We start from the raw sequence: 22910 nt of genomic DNA on the forward strand, positions 1-22910 counted from the left end.
TAGTGACAAGCTTACTCACCGGTTGAGATAGCTTGTGGGTGAGCACCTAAAAGCGGCATCGCTTTCGTCTATTCATCAACTATGTAGTCTGAGTCTACTACCGCTTTAATTTGAGCTTTCGTGATATTGACGACTTGCTGGCAAAGAAGGGAGCCTCTGCCAGTTACGAGGCTATCGTTTGTGGTGCATAAAATTCAAACCCGCCTTCACCCGTAACCCGAGCGAAGGCGCTGTGGGTTCGGCGATACCTTTTGTCTTGATGAGGTATTTATCAAGACAAAAGGCGAGCAGTACTAATTGTGGCGAGCCGTTGATTAGGACGGAGTAGTAGATAGTGTCTATGTTCAGGGTAGGCGCAATGGTGCAGCTGCTAAGCAATTCTTCAAGCGTCTGTTAAGTAGTTATGCTTGCTCACCACTAATTATAGTTACTGATAAGTTGGCCGGCTATAAGGTTGCCCCACAAAAGTTAATGCCCATTTTTCATCACGGCACGACTAAGTATGTGAACAATAGAGCTGAGCGATCACATGAATCGACTCGATTTCGGATGTGAGGCATGCAGCGATTCAAGTCGCTGAGTCAGGCTCAGCAATTTATATAAACTCATGCTGCAGTATCGAGCTTATTGAAGCTTGGAAGGCATCTGATCCCAGTAGATTATTATCGACTAGGACTACAGCGCAACTTGTAGAGCTGTAGTCGCGCAGAGGTTTGAAGGAAAACTATTGCTGAGTCTAAAAGTTAACTTGTTAGTACCTAGCAGATAGGATCTATATGAAGTTAGGTACGAAAATACCCTGTTATAAAGATTGCGATATAAGCGTGATCTAAAAAATTGACATTTGGTTGGTCGACCAATATCATGTGAGAATGCTGGCGACTTGAGGTCCTGCCGCCTTCTCAAGCTTGTTATGGAGAGTCACATGAGTGCGATAACTATTCAGCCGCGGAAAGTTGTCTTTGATGTAACTAGCGTGCCCCGACACTGGAATGGCGGAGACCCAGTTCTGACACGTTTTTTTGATGCGCTATCCGTGCACTTTCCTGAGGGGGAGCGATTTTTTATTGAGTCAGTTCGCCACTTTCAGGATCAGGCTGGCAGTGAGCGCTTGCGCGAGGATATTCGCCATTTTATCCGGCAGGAGGGCCAGCATGGTATCGTCCATGATCGTTTCAATCAGGTCATGGCTGGGCAAGGAGTAGATGTACAGGAGGTCACGGTTAATTTGCGACGCTTTATTAAAGTCACGCAAAAGTATCTGCCAAAGAAATACCAGCTGGCCATGACAGCCGCGTTTGAGCATTTCACTGCGACCTTAGGTGAAGCCATGCTCAAGGAGGAGACCGATATGTTTCGGGAGGCGGATCCAGTAATGCGAGCCCTGTTTCTCTGGCATGGTGTTGAGGAAGTTGAGCACAAAGCTGTAGCTTACGATCTTTATCAGGTTGCGGCAGGCGGTGGTTATGTAACCCGAGCATCGGCTTTGGTGGTCGCGACCCTGATGGTTCATCTTGTGGTGGCTCCAGTATTCTGGAATATGCTCAAGCTGGATGGTGTAACCCGTCAGCCTATGGTGATTTTGCGTGGACTGAATCGCCTGTACGGTCGCCAAGGTATTCTTACCCGCATGTTGCCGGAGTTTATGGCCTGGTTCCGACCCGGTTTTCATCCTTGGGACTCCGGTATGCCCGAGAAAGTTGCTGCTTGGCTGGGGGAGTATGCTCGTCATGGTGATCCCATGCAGGCATCGGCTGCAGTTTACGAGACTGCGTACTTGGAGCGGGTGGCCTGATGCAGTTTGTCGGAGCGGGGGAAATGTTGGGCGCTACCGGTTCTACCCGCCAGATACAACACTGCCACAGACCGGGTTGGCACTGTGGCAGCTCGGCAATTCGTGACCTGCTGGAGTTTCATGGTCTTGATCTCACAGAGGCCTTCTGCTTCGGGCTGGGTGCCGGCTTGGGCATTACCTATGTGGAGATTCCGGACTCGGCCACGCCCTTCATTGTCCATGTGCGCTCAATGGGTTTTGAGGAAAGTGTCTTTAGCACTCTGGGAGTGCCATTTGCTTGGTCGAGCTATACGGACAAGCAGGCGGCCACCGCAGACCTGCATGAGGCTCTGCGTGATGGGGTGCCGGCTCTGCTGCTCACTGACATTTACCACTTGCCTTACTTCGGGAGCAGCACTCATTTCCCAGGCCATGCCATAGTTGCTTGGCAGCTGAATGAGGCGCGCGATGAAGTGCTGGTCAGTGATACCGAGCGCCCCGAGTTAATATCTGTTCCAGCAGCCAGTCTTGCCGATGCTCGTTTTTCAACGTCTCCACCATTCGTTCATTATGGCAACCTGTTTGCTCCGCGTTCGTTGAAGGTGACAGTCAGTGCTGAGCAGGTGAGGGCAGCTATTATCGCCAATGCTCGCGCGCTCGCTGAGGGTAACCGCAATAGTGGTCTTTCGGCACTAGATACTTGGATTGAGTTGTTGCCTCGCTGGCGAGCGGAGGAAAATTGGCGCTGGCTATTGCGCTTTGCCTATCAGGTTATTGAGAAGCGTGGCACCGGCGGCGCTGGCTTCAGGGCTATGTATGTTGATTTTCTACTAGAGGCCGGCGTGATGCTGCCGGCAGTGCATACTGCGAATCTTGTGGGGCTGATGCAGTGCTCTGCAACGGCGTGGTCTGAGCTTGCAGCGTTGCTGAAAATGGCGTCGGAGTCGGATGTATTTCCAATTCGAGAAATTGAGGCTGCAATTATTCGCGTCAAGTTGCATGAAACGCAGTATGTGCATCAGGTAATAAGCAGATTTTAGTTCGGATTTTACTGTAGAAGTCACCAGGAAAAGGTAATCCATTGCGGCGAATTGTGCCTAGCTTAATTAGTGTGTAGCTCCTTATTGCGGCCTCTGTTGGTGTTTTCCTATATGAAATATATGTCTCGACTGGATTGTTTACTGTACGCGCTAAATATTAACTATTTGTAGATTAATAAGGACGTCTTTATGTTTATTACCCAGACATTACGTCGGGCGGTTCAGCTGAATCCGAACGGTGTGGCCACGATTTACGCGTGCAGGAGGCAGACTTGGCGCGAATTTGAGAATAGGGTGGCGCGTTTGGCAGCAGGCGTTTGTTCATTAGGTGTTGTTGAGGGCGATCGTGTCGCTATCCTTTCGCTCAATTCTGACCGCTATCTGGAGTATTTTTACGCAGTCCCCTGGGCGGGGGCAGTGCTGAACCCGGTCAATCACCGCCTCGCGTTGCCGGAGATTGCCTATACCCTAAATGACTCAGGGTCGTCAGTTCTGTTCATCGATGATGTGTTCAGCACAATGCTACCTAGTCTTCGCACGTTGCTTGAAAGCGTGAGGCATGTGGTGTTCATGGGGGAAGGGCAGTTGCCGCAAGGTTGCATCGCCTATGAAACTCTGATGGAGCGGCATCAGCCCATAGCGGATGTGAGCAAGGGCGGCGCGCAACTGGCAGGCCTTTTCTATACCGGCGGTACGACCGGACGGTCAAAAGGCGTGATGCTTAGTCATGATAACCTTGTATTCAATGCACTGAACGTAGTGCCGGAGTTGGGCTATACGCAAGACTCCATCTATATGCATGCAGCCCCCATGTTTCACCTCGCCGATATGGCTAGTACCTTTGCCGTGACGCTGGCCGCGGGTACCCATGGGATTGTTCCTCGCTTCGATGTCGAGCAGGTTCTGGGTTTCATCCAGCAGGAGAAAGTTACTCATACCCTGCTGGTGCCGACAATGATCAATCTTTTGGTATCGTCCGGTCGCATAAAGGCTTTCGATGTCAGCAGCCTCAGGCGCATGCTCTACGGTGCGTCGCCGATGCCCGGTGCTGTACTTGACGCTGCCATGGCGCAGATGCCCGGTGCCTCTTTTGCTCAGGGTTACGGGCAGACCGAGGCGTCGCCGATTATCACCGCCTTACCGCCCGAATACCACGTGCTGGGTGGGGATAAACTGCGTAGTGCTGGCAGGGCGGCTTTAGGCGTCGAGGTTGCGGTGATGGACAAGGATGATGTGGAGTTGCTACGTGGTGAAGTCGGAGAGGTCTGTGCTAGGGGGCAAAATGTCATGCTGGGTTATTGGGGCATGATACGGGAGACCGAGGAAACGCTTCGTAATGGCTGGTTGCATACAGGTGATCTCGGCTACATGGATGACGATGGTTTTGTCTTCATTGTCGACCGTGCCAAAGACATGATCATTAGTGGAGGAGAGAATATTTTTTCGGTGGAAGTCGAAGGTGCTATCTACAGCCACCCAGCGGTTCAGGAGTGCGCTGTAGTCGGCATTCCTCATCATGAATGGGGTGAGCTGGTTCATGCGATTATCCTTTTGAAGCAAGGGTATTCGCTCAATGAGGAAGAACTAGTCGCTCATTGCCGAGCTCGGATTGCCGGATACAAACTGCCGCGCAGCATCGAGTTTCGCGCAGAACCTTTGCCGGTGAGCGGCGCGGGCAAAATTCTCAAAAACGAACTGCGGCAGCCCTACTGGGAAGGTAGGGATCGTGCAGTCAACTGAGCGATTGTACACCGTGAAAATGAATAATCGGTGGGGGGTATACCGTGAATCTTGAATTTACTCGGGAAGAGTTGGAGTTTCAGCAATCCATTCGTGACTGGATGGGTGCCCATGTCACGGAAGACATCAGACGATGTTCCGCGCTTGGTGAAATGCCTGCCAAGGAGCAGCAGCAAAAGTGGGAGCAGCTGCTCGGCAAACAAGGCTGGCTGGCACTGACTTGGCCAAAACAGTATGGCGGGCCAGGTTGGACGGCGACACAAAGGTATATTTTTGATCTAGAGCGAGCCATGGTTGGCGCTCCTCCAACCAGTCCGTTTGGCGTAGCGATGGTGGGGCCTGTGTTGTATACCTTCGGCTCTCAGGAACAGAAGGATCGCTGGTTGCCCGGTATTGTCAGTGGGGAGCTCCTATGGTGCCAGGGCTACTCCGAGCCCAATGCCGGCTCGGATCTGGCCTCCCTGAAGACTCGCGCCGAACGCAAAGACGATCATTATTTGGTCAATGGCCAGAAAGTTTGGACTACTCAGGCGCACTGGGCGGACATGATGTTCTGTTTGGTCAGAACCGATCCGGCAGTCAAACAGCAGCAAGGAATTTCATTTCTGCTGATTGATATGAAAACTCCCGGCATCGAAGTAAGACCGATCTACTCGATCGATGGCCATCACCACCTTAACGAAGTCTATTTCACAGACGTTCGGGTGCCGCTTAATAATCTAGTAGGGCAGGAAGGGATGGGTTGGACCATCGCCAAGTACTTGCTTACCCACGAGCGTACAACCATCGCCGGTGTAGCGGACAGCCGTCACGAAATTGCACGATTGAAGAGGGCTGTTGCCGAATCGCCATGCAGCTATGATAAAAGTCAAGCATGGCAACGTATCGCCGAGTTGGAAATCGAATTGATGGCACTGGAGTACACCAATTTTCGTACCGTTGCAGCGACCGACGAAGGTCAACCCTTTGGCCCAGAGTCTTCGGGCTTGAAAATCAAAGGCACCGAGTTTCAACAGAAGGTGTCGCAGGCGATGGTCGAGCTGGGTGGCATGATGTCACTTACTTGGGATAACCAGAAAACAGTGGGCAGCGATATTTTCAATCGCGCCACGCGTCGTTACAACTTTCTGCGAGCCTGTACAATTTACGGGGGATCTAACGAGATTCAGAAGAATGTGCTGGCAAAAATGTTACTTGGTCTTTGAGGCACGATGATGGAATTTACTCTTCCGGAAAATACGACCCTTATCGCGGATACTGCCCGTCGGTATCTTAAGAATAACTACAGTTTTGATGCCTACAGACAACAACTCGAACAGGCTGACCACCTTCAGAGCCCACGCTGGTCGCTGATGCAAGAGCTTGGCTGGTTCGGTTTGCCTTTTGCTGAGTCTTCCGGTGGCTACGGTGGTGATTTGTTGGATGTGGCAATGATTGTGAGGGAGTTGGGTGCAGCACTCTGCCTCGACCCCTATGTCGATGTGGTAGTCGCGCCCGGTAAGTTGCTTGAATTCATCGGCTCCGATGCTGCATCAACCATGCTGACACAGCTGATTAACGGGCAGGCGAGGCTTGCCTGCGCGCTATATGATTTTCAAGCCGGTTATCAAGTGCTGACGCCTTCGCTGAACTTCAACGGCGTGCGGCTGTCAGGGCAGAAGCACTTTGTTCCTGATGGAGGACATGCCGACATCTTGCTGGTGACGGCACTAAATGGAAGTGAACTGGTATTATGTGCTGTGCCGCTCAAACTTTGCGAGACGCAGCGGTATCGGGCGCTGGATGGTAGTCGCATGGTCAACGTATTGTTCGAAGACGTCGTCATCACGGATGAGATGATAATTGCCCGTGGTGAAGTGGTTGAAGAGGCACTCGGCCGTTTGCTGGCCTATTTGAGAGCGCTGGATTGCGCTCGCATGTATGGCGCTGCCAGCGCTCTGTATCAGCGCACATTGGAGTATGCCAAAATACGTAAGCAGTTTGGCGTAACGATAGGTAGCTTTCAAGTTATTCAACACTATCTGGTGGATATGTTCATCGATCTTCAGCAGCTCGAGTCGATGCTGCTGATGGTGGCTATTAAGGCAGAGTCTACTGATGATTTTCAGCGTCAACGCGCTAGCCTTGCGGCTAAGGCCTATTATGCAGATAAGGCAGTACGTATCGCGCAACAGGCGATTCAGATTCACGGCGGCATTGGTGTTACCGAGGAGCTTGATGTCGGCCACTACTTCCGGCTAATTACACACGGGTCTCTGACACACGGCGATCGAGCGCATCTTGTTAAAGGTTTTGCCGAATTGAGAAATTAGCGAGTGTGATAAGTCCCGTTCTAGGAGCTCATGGAGCTTGATCACGACATTTGCAGCAAATGAATATTTGATGGTGGCGACGCAGTAGCTTGTTAATGATGTTTATCTGAAGGACATGCCTTCATCATGCTCGGCACCATACCTGACACACGTTGTATTATTTCTAAGCCACTTGCTCAGTACGATTATTTGTGAGATTGCCCGCAATGCTTAGTTTTGCTACGAGGTGATTCAGGCGGGTAAGCAAGTACGAATGACGACGAGAGCGTAAGCTCGCTCTCTACTCCTAATTCTGTGGCATAGGTGAGAAGATGTTGCTACTTCGCTGATCGTCATAGCAAATCAATAGCAAGCTTAGGGCGTTGTATCCTGATCAGACAGTATCCACGACGTCATTTATTCTGCGGCTACACCATGCCCAAGGGCGAATTACTGCGTGAGATCATGGGCTATAAGCTGCGCTTAGCAGGCGAAGATTGGCGTGACAAATCCTCAACATGCTGATGATTCACGAGCGCCCATCGAGAGTATAGAGTCGTTTAGTGCCGGTTCATTAGGATGCTGTCTGATTAAAGGTGCAGGCAACAAATCATCTGTGGTGCTGCTGGAGCGCAACATGCACTACCTTATATTGACTTACATGTCTTCTGCCAGCGGCATTGATGAAAGTGGTTAATCGTATAAGGGAGCCCGCATTACACTGACTTGTGACTGGAGGTAAAGAGATGAGTTTCATGTCGCGCTCACTAGGTACGCGGGCGTGCAGGTCTTCTTTGTTGATTCGCGCACGGTCCATGGCAGCACTGAGCGGCCACTTAACTGCGCGCTCATGCCGTCTTATCATCAACCAGTAGTAAGTGCGCGCGTGCGGTTGCAATCGGGCGGGATTCACTCTCCTGCCAGCAACGCACACTGATGGCGGCGACGCGGCTGCCCATGCGAGCTACATCACAAGTAGCCCAGCAATCCTTTGTCCGTGCTGAGCGCAAGTAGTCCACTGAAAAGTCAATAACCTTAGGGAGGCGTGGCTGACGCTCGGATACAATAACTTGAATGAGTCCAGCTGTTTCCATAAGGGCGCCTACAACACCGCCATGCAGAGCAGGCAGCATGGGGTTGCCGATGATTTCCGCGCGAAAGGGCAGGTGAAAGTGCAGGGGCGCGGATGTATTATCTGTGGGACTTTCCACGCGGATGCCAAGATGGTTGATATAGGGAATAGAGTCCAGCAAGGACTGATACTGACCGGCAATAACGGCCTCAATCATCGCTGTGATATGCTTTTCCTGCATGATTAATCCTCGATTGTGCTGATAGTGTGGGTGCCGGTGCGTTTACCGCAATAAAAAGTGCCGGTAGCAATGGCGCAGACCTCATTGCTACCTTCTAGTCGTAATGTGCAACGGGTGAAGGCGACCTGGCGAGCTAAGCGATAGCAAATGGCATGGGCAATTAGGTCGTGCCCAGCCAGTGTTGGGCGCAGATAGTCGATGCGCAAATCCAGTGTCGCAATTGATGTGAGTTCATTCAGTGCGCAAAACACAGCCATGCCGGATGTGGCATCTGCCAGGCTGTAGAGAACGCTACTGTAAACCCAACCTCTTTCAGAATCCCCAATCAGCAAGTCACGGTAGGGAAGTCGCATGATGGCAGATGAGTCTCCCAGTGACTCTACCAACATGCCGAGATCACGGTTGTGGGGTACGTTATCTGAGAATTGTTTCGCTGCTTTGATAGCAGAGGGCAGGATTTGATAGGAGTCGCTATCTGATGGGGTAAATAAATTCATGATTGGCTTCTGAATGGTAAAAGAGGATGAGCATGCTCTTATCGGGCGACCCTGCCCCAATAAGGCGTACCTTGTACGCGGCGCTTTTGCTACGTCGATTGGCGAGTACGCAACCTGCCGAACCTACGCCAACAATTATGAAGTCGTATGTAGTCATGATTTGTGCCACGTGATCAGATTGTGAGGGGTCAGAGCGAGTCCTCCTCCGCATACAGCACTATGGGTTCGACCATACTATACCAGCATTTGGTCACTCAACCAAATTGACTCCAGATCATCTCGATTTGCACTATTGCCTAAGGTGGTATATTTGGAGTTTCTTTAGGTAGATATCCATGTTGATGTAAGGATTGCTATTGCGGGCCGGACTTACTGCTTCAGCATCGCTGCCACGTTTGGGGTGCTATGCTAGCTTAGGTAATTCGGTCGAATAAAGAGTATTGGCGACCAGTTTTCACAAGCTTTGCTCTTGAATCGAAACTCCTAAGAAAATGAATTGTCGCTCGCGTTTGATGGCATTAGCGCCATGCCGATGGCAGTATCCTGTGATGCGGTAATCCCCCATTTTTAAGGGGGCTCAGAAGTAGAGGCTAGGCCATTTGGGCCAACTTTCGGTGTGATGTCACCTAGGCCCATATTCTGGCGATCATGGTTATATGTCCAGAGCTAGCGCGTTGCGTGATCTTGCATTTCTGCTAAATCAGTAGGCATGTATTGGCTCAGCCATTCATGTCTTATGGTTCGCTTATCGCTCAGCTGATCATGCATGAAATCCAAAGACCACATGTCGTTGGGACTGGTCGCCACCGCACGTTGGGCCATCTCGCGTCTACGAGACGGCCTCACCATTTTTTTGTGATGGCTTCCTTAAAAACATCCGCTTGCAGCTGCACATCGGCATACATCTTTTTGAGCCGTCTATTTTCATCCTCAAGCTCATTGATCCGAGACATCAGCGACGCATCCATGCCGCCAAACTTAGCGCGCCACTTATAAAACGACGCAGAGCTCATGCCATGTTCACGGCATAAGTCCGGAACCGGCGCACCGGCCTCAGCTTGCTTCAAAATCGCCATGATTTGGCTATCGGAATATCGAGATGTGCGCATGTAGAACTTCCTCAACGCATTGGAAGAAATTCTACTTCTGAATCTGATTAATTTCTGGGAGGATTACATAATTAGTAAGCAGCCTGGCAAGCATGCCTATATACAGGCAGCGATTAAGATACAGGCAACGATTAAGCGATCAGATATACCGAATATGCTGAATCGTGAGTTCGCCGTCTTGTCGCCGAACTAAGTCTGGTGCGGCGACATCACTTACTTGTGGGCTCAGGGTCGCAGGTGCTATTTGGCTGTTGTATTGGACTTATATACTCGCCGCGTTGTTGGCTGTGCGCTCTCTGAGCACCCCGATGCTGACTTATTGATTAAGGCGCTGGACATGGCCGTTGAGCAGTGAGGGTGTGATGCTTCACTCGGATCAAGGCAGCCAATATTGCAGTCGCCGGTTCCGTCAGCGCCTATGGCGCTATCAAATTCAGCAAAGCATGGGTCGTCGTGGAAATTGCTGGGATAATGCGCCAATGGAGCGGCTGTTTAGAAGTTTGAAAACTGAATGAGTGCCGAGTGTTGGCTACATGACTCGGCGAGAAGCGATGCAAGATGTGAGTTGCTTGATGGAGCGTTACAACTGGGTCAGGCCGCACCAGTTTAATGCTGGTTTGGCACCGGCAGTGGCGGAAGAAAACTTAAAACTGTGTCCGAGATTAGTTGACCACTACAGATCGATACTCGGTCCGGCGCCTGTAAAGGCGGAGACTTTTCCGTGAAATATTTATATAAGGTTATATAGGCAGTTGCAGCTATCGACATTTTGGTCACTGTATGACTGCCCACTGAGGGCTTGCAGTGATTTCGGCTTAGTTTATTCGTGAAAGCCTCTGTCATAATGTGCGCCGACTGAGGAAAAAGATGTCAGTTGAGGCAAGGGTTATGGTGAGTGACTATCCTTGCTTGATAGATATCTGATAAAGTTCAAAAAGCTAAAATAAGGGGATTACGTGAATAAAAGGCGACCTACTAAAATTATTGATCAGTTAGGCCGAGAGGCAGTGCTAACCTCTGCTGCTCGTCTTTTCAGAGATCAAGGATATGAGCGAACGACTGTTAAAGAGGTTGCGAAGGCTTGTAATATGCTTCCAGGTAGTTTGCATTACCGCTATCATACAAAAGAAGCTATTTTAGTCGACCTTATGCGCTTGGGTTTAGAGCGTGCTGCCCTGGCAGTAACAGAGGCTTGTGTAAACGTTAGTGATCCTGTAGAGCAATTGCGCAGAGGTATCAATGCTCATCTGAAAATGTTGGTCACTGGTTCCGATATGGTTTATGTGCTGCTTTTTGAATGGCGCGCGCTTCGAGGAGATGCACGTAAAGAAATGATTGAGTTGCGCGATCGTTACGAGGCCCTTTGGGCTGCAATGTTATCGTTACTAGCACAGCACGGCGCTATTCGCAAAGATGTAGACTTGAACTTATTGCGTCTCATTGGCCTTGGTGCATTAAATTGGGTTGCCACTTGGTTTAATGAAAATGGACGTTATTCGTTAGAGGATATCGGTGACTTTGTCTGGCTGGTTATTAATAGTGCGTTCGTGGTGCCAAGCGAAACTAGTATAAAATGAGTGCTCTAAATCTATATAATATAATTAACTCGTTCGTATGAGCAAAGAGGCTCTGCACTGTTGCAGGCGTTCCATTGTTTAACTTTACCTATCAATTAAGGGGTTGCTCAATTCGCCGCTGTGCTAGCTTAGCGTTTGCCCCTTCTTCTTGATATAGTAACTTTGACCAATAAGCTTCTATCACGCTGTTAAAGTAGATAAGTAGTGATTTTTTCAGGATAGCTTGTTTTCGTCGCCATTCGCAACGGAGCAGGCTGGGAGTGTAATGCGCTAGCGTACCTAGAGGCGGTGTCTTTGCGATGATTCTATACTAGCGTTAGCGGAACTAAGGCTCGTAAAAGCATTAGGTCAGAAAATGTCATGGCTTTTATTATTATCATGTACGTTACGTTGGCATCCATTCCGTTTGTGGGTTGGCCTCGTTTCTCGAGCACGATGCCACATGTTTATACTTTACGATGTCTGTCATGCGGCATATTGACTGGGCTGTGCTTCCCCACTAGTCGACTGAAATCAAAGTACTTTCTGGCAATAAGCGTCATATCTCCATCTTGCTGATTTAATCATACGCCACCTTGGGTGGTATTTGCATTAATAATATTTTGAGTAAGTTATTGTGCCTGATGCTTACTGGTAGTTAAAGTGCAGTGATTTTTTAAAAGTCCTTTCTCAGGCGCAATAACTAAAAAATAAACTCATAGCTGCCTGAAAATAGTCAGTATAGTGTTCGATGTAGTCGGGCTGTTGTTATAATATTATCGCTACGCCGACTTCTCTTCGTGCACAGTAACCCCTGCTTCATAGTCCGAATTGAATAGGCAAGCTTTCTTCAGGTCCGAGGCATATGCCAAGGCGATATGCCGCTAGTGTTTTCTTAGGTTGCTTAGCGTTGTGTTCCCGCTGCCAAGCTTCGATAGCGACCTTGGACCTTGGACCTTGGACCTTGGACGTGGGTCACGGTCGTTAATCAATGCTCATTCCGGAAGCGCCCATTTAATTGCTTAATATAGGCATTCTGATTAGGGTTCTTTAGCACGACAAGAAGCAACTTGACGCCTCGTTCAAGCTCTTAGATCAGCGACTTGCCGATATCTCAGCGATGGCCGCGTTGTGGAGATATGAGATCAAGGACTCAAGTGAGTAGCTGAGCACCGACCTACCTCTCCTGTATGGTAAGGCTGCATTTGTTGCATTATCAACGAGGTGAGGCTTTTATGACCCCGACCTCGGTTATGAGATAAAAAAGCCATTCATGAGCCACATATGATTTGCTACAGCTGGCGACCTAATGGCTGATGGCACGCTTCTTTGCTTATGTGTTTGTGTGGCTTTACATGCAGCATTTGTGCGGAGCACAAGTAGTCACCGGACTTGTGATTAATCAATACGCTTGGCTTGGGCGAAGTCCCAATTAAACATCGATGATTTGTAGAGTCGACAGGTTTGAGATGGTTGCGCAGTACAGTTTTGCAGAACTTTGACAGCCAATCAGTCTAAGTTGTTGGCAAGAAGTAAATGAGTTTCTGCTAGATAGGAGGTTTTTCTTGTAAGAATGCATTTGTCTATTGACATACAGAGTGCAGGCTAATATTTTGGTTGATTGACCAACCAAAATATTAAAAAGAGAGTTAACATGAGACTCCTGTTGATATGTAGTTGTTATATAGTCGTAATATTTTCGAGTTTTGCTAGGGCTGGTGGTATCGACTTGCCTGCGATTTCTGCATCACAGCAGGGCACCTCAAACTCGAACGGAGCGGAGGCAGCTGATGCTGCAGTGCTATACTATAATCCGGCAGGCATGAGTTATCTTCGGGGCCGACAGCTTTCCATTAGTGGGACACTTTTAGCATTCAGAGGGAAAGTCGAAGATAGGGGGTCTACGGGGACACCGGAGCCATTTGATAGTAGTAGTGATGAGGGGAGACAATTGGGGCCTGACGGGGTTGATCCTTATGCAGCTGGAGCCGCAGGGAGTTTTTGGCCAAAAATACTTGCCTTAGGTTCAATATTCTACACGACTCAATATAATGATAATATCACTCTTGGTATTGGTATATTCTCTCCAGGCGGCGGAAATATTAATTATAAAAGTGATTGGTCCGGCGCTTATCAAGTTGATGCTATTGCACTGGAGCTTGTGAATATTAATCCATCTATTTCGATGAGGTTTGATGATAAGCACAGCATCGGCTTCGGGGTGTCTCTAGTGGGTGGCCACTTAAGATATAGTACACAGCTGGATGCGAAAGGGCTACAGCCATACCTCTTATCAAAGGCATTGAATAATTTAAATGCAAACACATTGACTGTGACGCCTGAGGTTCAAAGTATAATAAATTCTGTGTGTAATATTAAATTGGTCATAAATTCAGTATGTGGAATTAATGTTGGTGACGTATTGCCTGGGTCGGCCATAGATGCTTTATCATCGCCACTGGCTGACGTTGTTGTTGACCCTTCAAGTACTGCATCTGGTTTGATTGAGATGTATGGGTATGGATTTGGCTATAATGCTGGCTATATGTATGGGTTTAATGATCGGTCTAGACTTGGATTGTCTTTTCGCTCAGCCGTTGAAGTTAATCTAAGAGGTCAATCTGAATGGAGTACAGAGAGGCTAAAGGCTAGGCCAGTTATAGGTACAACAATTGTTAGTTTGTTGAATAATGGAGGCGATCCTGACTTAGGGAATTTCTTGAGTGACTATTTGTTGCCGGACACTACGACAAAGGCTATTTTTAATATTCCTGCTAGAGTCTCTCTTTCATATTTTAATGAAATAAGTGATAAATTTGATATTATGTTCGATTATACGTTTATAAAGTCTTCTGTTATGCGTGAATTGTCTGTTGGGTTTGCTGTTCAGAAGGATTCAAATGGTGACAGTGTTGTGCTCAGTGATGCTAAGATACCCCTGAAGTGGCGCGACTCTTATAAGACCTCATTGGGTTTAAATTATCATTACGATAGCATGACAACTTTTAAAACTGGTATTCAGTTTGATAAGACGCCAATTCCATCAAAAGAGTCTAGGCATCCTGCGCTACCAGAGAGTGATAGGTATATGATATCATTTGGTTTTAACCATAAGATTAACGATAATATCTCTGTTGATGGTGCATATAGCTTGCTTGCCTTTGCGGACTCTGAGTCTGAGTATAGAAATAACTGTAGGTATGATCGGCCAGAGGGGGATGCCGGGCCATGCACTGGTATTGGCGGCACCTTTCGGGGAAAGTTCTATGATACCTATGCTAATATTTTAAGCTTGCAAATAAATTCTAAGTATTGACTATTTTTCACGTCGGTACTTATAACCAAGTGCAATGGGGAAAACTTTAACACTTTCAATGGGGCTGCTATTTATACTAGCCTTTGGGTGCTGGTGAGTTTTTCCTTTAACCTACGTTGGCCACATGTAAGTCAAAATAAAATACTAAATCCCGAACTATAATTATGCTATTTTTAGAGCTTGAGTGGAGGTGCAGTGTGGTTGATTTTTGAGCGAAATTCGATTGTATTTGGTTGCGAAGCATTGTTACGAGGCGGAGACTTTATAAGTCTAGTATCGACCTAATCTTACTGAGATTGGTATTCACAATTGCAGTTCGGTTTTATCGAATGGTACTTTAATGTGATTTAGATTGGCAGCTATCTCGGCATGGCGTCACAATACTTAGTTTAGCGTATGACGTCCTTTGTTTACGAAGCGCGCGCGCTAATTTTTTATCACCGGCAGTCTCGAATCCCAAGTGCAACGAAGACAATAGTGTTTAGTTTCTGCGCTTGATTGAGCTAGTGCCTCTGTTATCGCAGCATAGACCTCAATCGGCATCTTATATTTTAGCACAGCGCGCGGCCGAGTATTTTAGCTGTGTGCAATCACATCAAGGTATTCCTGTGAGTACTGCGATAAGTCAGTGCTCTTGGGCAAGTACTGCCGAATTAATCCATTCATATTCTCATTACTGCCGCGTTGCCATGGGCTGTGTGGGTCAACGAAGTAGGCAGTAGTGCCAGTTTTTTCAGTTCTCTTAGCATGACGGCTCATTTCACAAGCCCTGATCGTAGGTGAACGTTAGTCGAAACGGTGCATCGATTCGGCTCATCGCCAACGTCAGTGCCTTCAGTGGCGCCTCGGCAGTCACGTTGGGCATTTTGGCCAAGATGACGAAGCGCGTTGTACTTTCGATCTAAGTAGCCATAGCTGACTTATTACCGGCGTTTTCAATCAAGCCGGTTTCCTAATGGCCAGGAACCAAGCGATCTTCTATTTCGGCTGGGCGCTCATTGATACTGAGCATCTTCGGTAGTTGGCCGCGCCGGTCTTCGCCTTGGCCACGATGGCGGCGCGTGACATGTCCGCGTCGAAGGCAGCGAATCAGTCCTTTGCGTAACTAACCACGAGGCATGGCATAAAGCGCGGTGCAAATGGTTATATGTGACACCTGCATCTCAGCACGATCTGGAATTAATGGCGCTCAGCGGCAAGCTTCTTTATTTAACGGACTTGGCGCTGCTTTAGTCGCGCTGCGTCACCTGCGTTAGCGGCATCGTAAGGCGCACAGGGTGAGGACGAATAGCGCTTGAGCTAGCAACTGGGCTTGCTCGCTGTTCGCTGTAATCGCACCTAGATGGGCATTTAATGAATGCCCATCTAGGTGCATCAGCATCAAGACGGCCCGCTCTTCAGGGCCTAGGTGCTTGTAATGTGTTTGCACTTGGAGCTTGAGACTGCCACCTGTTATACAAAACTTGTTGACACGGCTGATATATCAATTTATACATTATTGGTTGGTCGGACAACCAAAATTATGAATATGTTATGTGGCTTAGATAGTGTGCCCTTACGAGGATGCTGGGAGTAATGACATGAGCGTAATCAGCAAAGAAATTGGATATGAAGAAGTTGTTCCCCGTGACATTCACTTCAAGATGAATACGGACACGGTGGCGCGCCACTGGTTCAACGGTGATCCATGGACCACGCACTGGATGAACTCCATTCTGGCGGCGGTTCCTGATGGCGAACGCTGGGTAATGAATTCAGCCAGAGCACAACTCGACAAATTGATCGACCCTGAAGTGCGTAAGGCTGCGATCGATTTTTGTCGCCAGGAGCGCATTCATGCACGTGAGCATGATGAAATGAACAAGGCATGCGTTGCTCAAGGCGTGCCGATTGACAAGGTGGAGGCGGTTTTTACCAAAATCAGGGTCACCATGCAGGAGCGGCTGAGTCTTGATATGCAGAGCTCCATGGCAGCAGCATTCGAGCATTTTACCGCTGTCATCTCTTCAGTCATGCTGGAGAACCCTGAGCTTTTTAACGAGTCTGATCCTGAGCTCAGGGCAATGCTGTACTGGCATTTTGTTGAAGAAACGGAGCACAAGGGTGTCAGCTTTGATGTGTATGTCGCTGCCAGTGGTGGCGGCATCAAGGGCTACCTGAGGCGCGTCGGGGGAATGGCGATGGGGACGGTACTTGGTCTGCCGCTCATGGTCGGCAACCAGGCCTATCTGCTGCACAAGGACAAGCAGCTGACCAACTGGCGCTCAGCCATGAGGATGAGCAATATCCTGTTCGGCAATCCCGGCATTCTTGCGCGCATTTTCCAATCCCATTATCTGCCTTACTTCATGCCTGATTTTCATCCCTGGGATGATGACAATCGTGAAGTCATCCATGTCTGGAAGCGCAGTTACGAAAAAACCGGCGACCCGCATAAGGCCTATCAAGCTTTACTCGATTGGAAGCTGAAAAAGAATGCGCCAGGCAAGCTGAAGCTGAAGGCTGTTGTACAGGCGGCCTGAGCAGCCAGTAAAGCGCACTGATTTCCGCTGATGCCTTCGGTCTAAGTGTGACGTTTCCCGGTCATCACGGCATTGTTGTCATTTGTTGCGACAATGCCGTTTCGTTAATCGATCAGGACGAGTTGATCATTAGCTGACGCCGTGGGGGACTATGCGGGTGCCGAGGTTTTAGCGGGTGGTAAATAAAGAGCGGTAATTTTTCGAGCCACCCGGCTCTTTTTAAAGGAATGTCTCATGAGTAAGAAAGCCCAAAAGTTGTCACAGTGTGCGGCGGCGATTGTGACTGGAGCTGGCAGTGGTATTGGTCGCAGCTTTGCCTATGAAATTGGGCGTCGAGGTGGTGCCGTTGTGTGTGTAGACATTCGTATTGAACGTGCCGAAGAAACAGCGGCCATGCTGCGCAGCCTGAATACGCACGCGGTAGCCTATGCATGTGACGTGGGCAATGCTGAACAGATGGCAGTGCTGGCAGACGAGGCGGAGGGCTTGCTTGGTCGCCCTGTAACTCTGGTTGTGAATAATGCGGGGGTTGGCCTCGGTGGCCAGATTGGTGAAGTATCGCTGGAAAAATGGCATTGGTGCGTCAACGTCAACCTCTGGGGCGTGATTCACGGCTGTCATTTTTTTGCGCCAAAACTGAAGGCGCTGGGCTATGGCGGGATCATCAATGTGGCGTCGGCTGCAGGGTTTGCCGCAGCACCAGAAATGAGTGCTTACAACGTGACCAAGGCGGGCGTGATGGCCTTGTCAGAGACCTTGTCGGCTGAGCTGACGGGAACGGGGGTGAAAGTGACAGTGCTGTGTCCGACGGTGGTACCAACCAATATTGTCAACGATGGTCATCTGCCTGCTTATCGCTCCGAGTTTGCCAAAACGGCGATGACAAAGTTTGCCCTGACCGACAGCGACGCGGTGGTACGCAAGGCGCTGGACGCGCTCGACAAAGGGCAGATGTACATGCTACCGCAAATTGACGGACGCATTGCGTGGATGTTTAAGCGCGCCGCCCCACGTTTGTATGCGCGTAGCCTGGGTGAGGCCTACCGGCTTGTTGCGCCGTCTTGATGATGTGGTAGCAGCCATCTTCAAGCACAGCATATACCCCCACACTTCACTGACGGAATTATCGATATGGCATCTAGCCAGGCCAAGCTACTGAAACTCTTCCTGCGCATGCGGGTAAAGCGTGAGCTGACATCAAATGCCGCACTTGTTCGTCATTTGCGCAGTGCCATGGACACCAAGCTCTTCCCCAGCCCTGTGCCCTCTGGAATTACGGTCCGGCAGGCAAGCGTTGCCGGGGTTCTTGGTGAGTGGCTGGAGGTGGCTAAGCCGTGCATGACCATCCTGTATTTGCACGGTGGTGCCTTTATTGGCGGCAAGCTGGCGACCTATCACACGTTTTGCGGCGAGGTTGCCAGACGTTTGAATGCCAAGGTTTTCATGGCAGATTACCGCCTCGCTCCGGAGCATCCCTATCCGGCGGCAACGGACGATGCATTTCAGGTCTATCGGCAATTGTCGGCGGAGTTGCAGGGAACTGAGCCCCTGGTGATTGCGGGTGATTCTGCGGGCGGTAACCTGACCCTGGTCACGCTATTGCGCGCCAAGCTTGAAAATCTGCCCATGCCAGTGTGTGCGCTGACCCTGTCGCCTGGTACGGATGCAACAGGCACACTGCCAGCGCTGACGGCCAACAGTGCCAGTGATTCCATGCTGTCAAAGTCAATGATAGATAGGGCGATCGATATTTATCTGGCCGGGGCGGACTCCACGCATCCCGATGCCTCTCCCTGTCGGGGGAACTTCTCTGGTTTGCCGCCTTTGCTGGTGACGGTGAGCGAAGAGGAGTGCCTGCGTGATGATGCTTACCGTGTTGTCCATAACGCGCGTCAGGCCGGGGTGACGGTGGAGCTGCTGTCGCGTCTGGATATGCCGCATGTGTGGCCTATTTTTCATTTTTTGCTTCCTGAAGCCAGGCAAGACATGCATGTATTGATCCGGTTTATTGAAAAGCATGTGGGAGAAAGTCTGGTTCGGAGCAGCGCGGAATTTCAGTTGTCTTCTGAGCACGAAAGTGCAAGCAAGGCCTTAGCAGGTTAGTGCATTAAATTGACTGTAAAAATACACGTACAGTATAAATTTGGAGAAATTAGCAATGAATATTGCCATCACAAAACCTGAACAGGTAAGTGTGCAACGAACGCGAGCAATAAGTCCCGATCACGAAGTTGTCATTGTTGGCGCGGGTATTTCTGGTCTTGGCATTGCCATTCGCCTGAAAGAGCAGGGCATTGAGTCTTTCATCATTCTTGAGCGTGCCGACCGTGTCGGCGGCACTTGGAGAGACAATCGCTATCCGGGTATCGCTGTCGACATTACTTCGTTCACCTATTCGTACTCTTTTGAGCAGAACCCGAACTGGTCGAGAGTGTTCGCACCGGGTAAAGAGTTGCAGCATTACACCGAACGGGTAGCTGCCAAGTACTTCCTCTATCCACACATCCAGTTCAAGACCAGTGTTAGCCGTGCCGAGTTCGATGAAGAGCGTCACTACTGGCGCATTGAAGTAGATGGTGGTGATACCATCACAGCCCGTCATCTGGTGTCTGCAACCGGTGGCCTGATTTCGCCGAAGATGCCGGATATCGAAGGTATCAATGACTTCAAGGGCAAGATCATCCATACAGGGCACTGGGATGACAGTATAGACCTCAAGGGCAAACGTGTTGCGGTGATTGGCACGGGGGCTACGGCCGTACAGTTGTTGCCTGAAATTGCTCCGCTGGTGAAGCGGCTTGATGTCTATCAACGCACACCGATATGGCTGTTGAAAAAACCAGACCACGCGCTTCCTGGCTGGCTGAAAAGCTCGTTCCGGCTGTTGCCGGCCGCGCAACGCCTCGTGCGTGTAGGTACTGATGTTATAAGCGAGTCGTTGATGGTTATTTCTACGATTTATTATCGGCAGGCCCCTTGGCTGGTACGCAAATGCGAAGAGGCTGGCATTCGCAACATGAAAGAGCAGTTGCCGAGCAGGCCGGACCTTTGGGAGAAGCTGACGCCGAAATATGGTTTCGGCTGCAAGCGCCCATCTTTCTCGAATGAGTATTTTCGTATTTTTGCACGCGATAATACTGACCTCATCACAACGTCTATTGAGCGAATTACCGAGAAAGGCATAAAAACCCGCGACGGGGTCGAGCGGAAAATTGATGTGCTGATTCTGGCAACCGGCTACCGCGTATTCGAAAAAGGAAACCTTCCCTCGTATGATGTTGTCGGTCGCAAGAGCCAAGAGATTGGAGCCTTTTGGGAGAGTAATCGCTATCAAGCTTATGAAGGGCTGACTGTGCCTGGGTTCCCCAATTTTTATGTCATGCTTGGTCCCTATGCGCTGATCGGTACTTCTTATTTTAAGATGGCGGAAGGCAATGCAATACATGCAGTACGCTGCATCAAAGAAGGGCTCAAGAGACAAGCAACCTGTGTGGAAGTGCGTCAGGATGTGCATGACCGCTACTTTGCAGATATTCAGCGACGCCAACAAAGCACGGTGTTCCTAAATCACAACTGTTCTTTGTCCAATAGCTATTACTTTGATAAACATGGGGATGCGCCAATGCTAAGGCCTTCCACATCAGTCGAGATGCTTTGGCGGGCCAAGCATTTGTCCATGAATAACTATAAGTTTAGTAAGGTTGGTTCGAATCCTAGCACTGACAAGTTAACTCGCTGATGTGTACCCACTCACGACATCGTTTTCACCCCAGTATCATTAGCTATGCAGTATGGATCTACTATCGCTTCAATTTGAGCTCTCGTGATACCGAAGACTTGCTGGCAGAGAGTGGCATCTCTGTCAGTTAAGAATCGATCCGCTTATGGCGTATCAAATTCGGACCTGCCTATTCTCCCAAGCTGAAGCAAAATCATGGCAGATTAGGCGATATGTTTTATCTTGATGGGGTATTTATCAAGATAAAACGTAAAACAACTCTACTTGTGGCGAGCAGTTGATCAGGACGGCGAAGTGGTCGATGTCTATGTTGAGAGTCGCCGTAAGAGTGCTGCGGCTAGGCAGTTCTTTAAGCGCTTGTTACGTAACCACGACGACCAACCAAGAACGATAGTCACTGATAAGTTGGCAAGTTATAGGGTTGCTCAACGCGAGCTAATGCCAAAAGTTCATCACAATACAGCCAAGCACGTGAACAATAGAGCCGAGCAGTTGCATGAGTCGACGCGATTCAGGGAGCGGGGAATGGGCGGTTTAAGTTCCCGAGTCAGGTACAACTATTCCTAACGAACGATGCGGCAGTCTCAAACTTTCTCAACCTTGGAAGACACCTTGTCCCAGCAAGTCATTATTGACTTACTAGGACAGCCGCGCTCTAAACTTGGAGGGCGTTAGGTGCGTAGAGGTGAAAGGTTTAACTATTGCTGAGTCTAGAAGTTAACATATCAGTACCGCTTAGTTTGACTAATTGACTGAAAGTGGCACGAGCTCAGAGCTGACAAGTTACTTGTTAGTATCGTCATAAGCATTCATCATAAAAATTAATTTTTAATCACGTCGATACATGGTGACGACACAGGCACCACCCAAGCCAAGGTTGTGTTGCAGGGCAACTTGCGCGCCACTGACCTGACGCTTTTCTGCCGTGCCACGCAACTGCCAAACTAGCTCTGTACATTGCGCTAAGCCGGTTGCACCGAGTGGATGACCTTTTGAAAGTAAGCCGCCTGATGGATTCGTCACTACTTTGCCGCCATAGGTGTTGTCTTCGTCCCAAATAAACTTTTCTGCACCACCTTCTGGGCAGAGCCCAAGCGCCTCATAAGTTAGTAGTTCATTCGCCGTGAAGCAGTCATGTAGCTCCACAACGTCGATATCATCTGGGCCAATGCCTGACTCCTCATAGACCTGTTTAGCAGCAGCTTGAGTCATGTCGTATCCGACCATTTTGATCATCGAACGCGGCTCAAAGCTGGAGGCATAGTCAGTTGTCATCGACTGTGCGGCAATGTAGACCGGATTTTTGATGCCATGCTTTTTGGCAAAAGCCTCACTGCAAAGAATTGCGGCACCAGCACCACATGTGGGTGGGCAACATTGAAAGCGGGTTAACGGATCGAAGACTTCAGGTGAAGCCATAATCTCTTCTAGAGAGAGTACTTGTCCAAATAGTGCATAAGGGTTGTTGCTTGCGTGTTTACGTGCCTTTTCAGCGATCTTGCCGAAAGTCTCTTTTTTCGTGCCGTGCTGCCAGCGATATTCACGACCGGCACCGCCAAACATCTGCGCGGCGGGTGGTGCCGAGCTAAACCCTTGCAGGTCAAGCATGACTGGAACATGCAATCCCATAGGGTTTTCGCGATCGTTAAACATGGTGCCTAAAGCGCCTTTGCTCATTTTCTCAAAACCTAGAGCCAACACGCATTCGGCTAAACCACCCTCGATAGCTTGGCGTGCTAAATACAGTGCGCTTGAGCCGGTAGAGCAGTTGTTATTCACGTTCACCACAGGAATGCCGGTGAGGCCTAGCTCATACACCGAGCGCTGACCGCAAGTAGAGTCGCCATAGACATAGCCAACGAAGGCTTGTTCTACAGACTCATAGGGAATGCCGGCGTCGGCTAGGGCTTTTCTGCCTGCTTCGGCGGCCATTTCATAATATTCAGGGCTAGAGCCGGGCTTGGTAAATTGGGTCATACCAACTCCGATGACATTGACTCGTTGTTTCATAAC

The 22910-nt window shown here is 49.4% G+C and carries 17 protein-coding genes and 3 pseudogenes; 15 read left to right on the top strand and 5 right to left on the bottom strand.

Features of this window, described 5'->3' with window-relative positions; genetic code table 11:
• Nucleotides 1-345 precede the first annotated feature (345 nt).
• The 7 genes and pseudogenes from AC3DKE_RS08485 to AC3DKE_RS08515 all read left to right on the top strand — a co-directional run.
• Nucleotides 346-555: pseudogene (locus AC3DKE_RS08485) on the top strand (DDE-type integrase/transposase/recombinase); the annotation flags it as partial.
• A gap of 370 nt (nt 556-925) precedes the next feature.
• On the top strand, nt 926-1795 hold the full coding sequence (locus AC3DKE_RS08490; RefSeq protein ID WP_487990446.1) for a metal-dependent hydrolase: 870 nt from the start codon (nt 926-928) through the stop codon (nt 1793-1795).
• Complete coding sequence (locus tag AC3DKE_RS08495) at nt 1795-2814, top strand: BtrH N-terminal domain-containing protein (protein WP_245953022.1); 1020 nt, start codon at nt 1795-1797, stop codon at nt 2812-2814. The genes AC3DKE_RS08490 and AC3DKE_RS08495 overlap by 1 nt, the downstream gene beginning before the upstream one ends.
• Nucleotides 2815-3003: 189 nt before the next feature.
• The gene (locus AC3DKE_RS08500) at nt 3004-4554 is read left to right on the top strand and encodes a long-chain-fatty-acid--CoA ligase (protein ID WP_116208065.1); all 1551 of its coding nucleotides are present in this window, start codon (nt 3004-3006) and stop codon (nt 4552-4554) included.
• A gap of 44 nt (nt 4555-4598) precedes the next feature.
• On the top strand, nt 4599-5759 hold the full coding sequence (locus AC3DKE_RS08505) for an acyl-CoA dehydrogenase family protein (protein WP_116208066.1): 1161 nt from the start codon (nt 4599-4601) through the stop codon (nt 5757-5759).
• A gap of 6 nt (nt 5760-5765) precedes the next feature.
• On the top strand, nt 5766-6866 hold the full coding sequence (locus AC3DKE_RS08510; RefSeq protein ID WP_487990448.1) for an acyl-CoA dehydrogenase family protein: 1101 nt from the start codon (nt 5766-5768) through the stop codon (nt 6864-6866).
• A gap of 481 nt (nt 6867-7347) precedes the next feature.
• Nucleotides 7348-7542 (top strand): hypothetical protein, encoded by a 195-nt coding sequence (locus tag AC3DKE_RS08515; RefSeq protein WP_147300269.1) that lies wholly within the window; start codon nt 7348-7350, stop codon nt 7540-7542.
• Between the two features lie 151 nt (nt 7543-7693).
• Here AC3DKE_RS08515 and AC3DKE_RS08520 read toward each other — a convergent pair whose 3' ends face one another.
• The 3 genes and pseudogenes from AC3DKE_RS08520 to AC3DKE_RS08530 all read right to left on the bottom strand — a co-directional run.
• Nucleotides 7694-8158, bottom strand: coding sequence for a PaaI family thioesterase (locus AC3DKE_RS08520; RefSeq protein ID WP_116208068.1), 465 nt, complete (start codon nt 8156-8158; stop codon nt 7694-7696).
• Nucleotides 8159-8160: 2 nt separating this feature from the next.
• Nucleotides 8161-8655: a PaaI family thioesterase gene (locus AC3DKE_RS08525; protein WP_116208069.1), complete on the bottom strand. Its 495-nt coding sequence runs from the start codon at nt 8653-8655 to the stop codon at nt 8161-8163.
• Between the two features lie 801 nt (nt 8656-9456).
• Nucleotides 9457-9764, bottom strand: a pseudogene (locus AC3DKE_RS08530) (transposase); the annotation flags it as partial.
• Between the two features lie 67 nt (nt 9765-9831).
• Here AC3DKE_RS08530 and AC3DKE_RS08535 point away from each other — a divergent pair.
• From AC3DKE_RS08535 to AC3DKE_RS08545, 3 genes and pseudogenes are all read left to right on the top strand, one after another.
• A pseudogene (locus tag AC3DKE_RS08535) lies at nt 9832-10489 on the top strand (IS3 family transposase); the annotation flags it as partial.
• Nucleotides 10490-10771: 282 nt separating this feature from the next.
• Nucleotides 10772-11341, top strand: coding sequence for a TetR-type transcription factor C-terminal domain-containing protein (locus AC3DKE_RS08540; RefSeq protein WP_116208070.1), 570 nt, complete (start codon nt 10772-10774; stop codon nt 11339-11341).
• A 1633-nt stretch (nt 11342-12974) separates the two neighbouring features.
• On the top strand, nt 12975-14636 hold the full coding sequence (locus AC3DKE_RS08545) for an OmpP1/FadL family transporter (RefSeq protein WP_379068462.1): 1662 nt from the start codon (nt 12975-12977) through the stop codon (nt 14634-14636).
• Nucleotides 14637-15212: 576 nt separating this feature from the next.
• Here the strand turns inward: AC3DKE_RS08545 and AC3DKE_RS08550 are convergent.
• On the bottom strand, nt 15213-15395 hold the full coding sequence (locus AC3DKE_RS08550; protein WP_379068465.1) for an IS30 family transposase: 183 nt from the start codon (nt 15393-15395) through the stop codon (nt 15213-15215).
• Nucleotides 15396-16216: 821 nt separating this feature from the next.
• On the opposite strand from AC3DKE_RS08550, the gene AC3DKE_RS08555 reads away from it, so the two are divergent.
• The 5 genes from AC3DKE_RS08555 (at nt 16217) to AC3DKE_RS08575 (ending at nt 21464) form a co-directional block, all read left to right on the top strand.
• The gene (locus AC3DKE_RS08555) at nt 16217-17158 is read left to right on the top strand and encodes a metal-dependent hydrolase (RefSeq protein WP_116208072.1); all 942 of its coding nucleotides are present in this window, start codon (nt 16217-16219) and stop codon (nt 17156-17158) included.
• Between the two features lie 234 nt (nt 17159-17392).
• Nucleotides 17393-18223, top strand: coding sequence for an SDR family NAD(P)-dependent oxidoreductase (locus AC3DKE_RS08560; protein WP_116208073.1), 831 nt, complete (start codon nt 17393-17395; stop codon nt 18221-18223).
• Between the two features lie 66 nt (nt 18224-18289).
• Nucleotides 18290-19261, top strand: coding sequence for an alpha/beta hydrolase (locus AC3DKE_RS08565; RefSeq protein ID WP_116208074.1), 972 nt, complete (start codon nt 18290-18292; stop codon nt 19259-19261).
• A 55-nt stretch (nt 19262-19316) separates the two neighbouring features.
• Nucleotides 19317-20897, top strand: coding sequence for a flavin-containing monooxygenase (locus AC3DKE_RS08570; protein WP_116208075.1), 1581 nt, complete (start codon nt 19317-19319; stop codon nt 20895-20897).
• 264 nt (nt 20898-21161) lie between these two features.
• On the top strand, nt 21162-21464 hold the full coding sequence (locus tag AC3DKE_RS08575) for a DDE-type integrase/transposase/recombinase (protein ID WP_379068471.1): 303 nt from the start codon (nt 21162-21164) through the stop codon (nt 21462-21464).
• 261 nt (nt 21465-21725) lie between these two features.
• Here the strand turns inward: AC3DKE_RS08575 and AC3DKE_RS08580 are convergent, their stop codons facing one another.
• The gene (locus tag AC3DKE_RS08580; RefSeq protein WP_116208076.1) at nt 21726-22907 is read right to left on the bottom strand and encodes a lipid-transfer protein; all 1182 of its coding nucleotides are present in this window, start codon (nt 22905-22907) and stop codon (nt 21726-21728) included.
• Nucleotides 22908-22910: the final 3 nt, after the last annotated feature.

Source organism: Paraperlucidibaca sp., assembly GCF_982810325.1.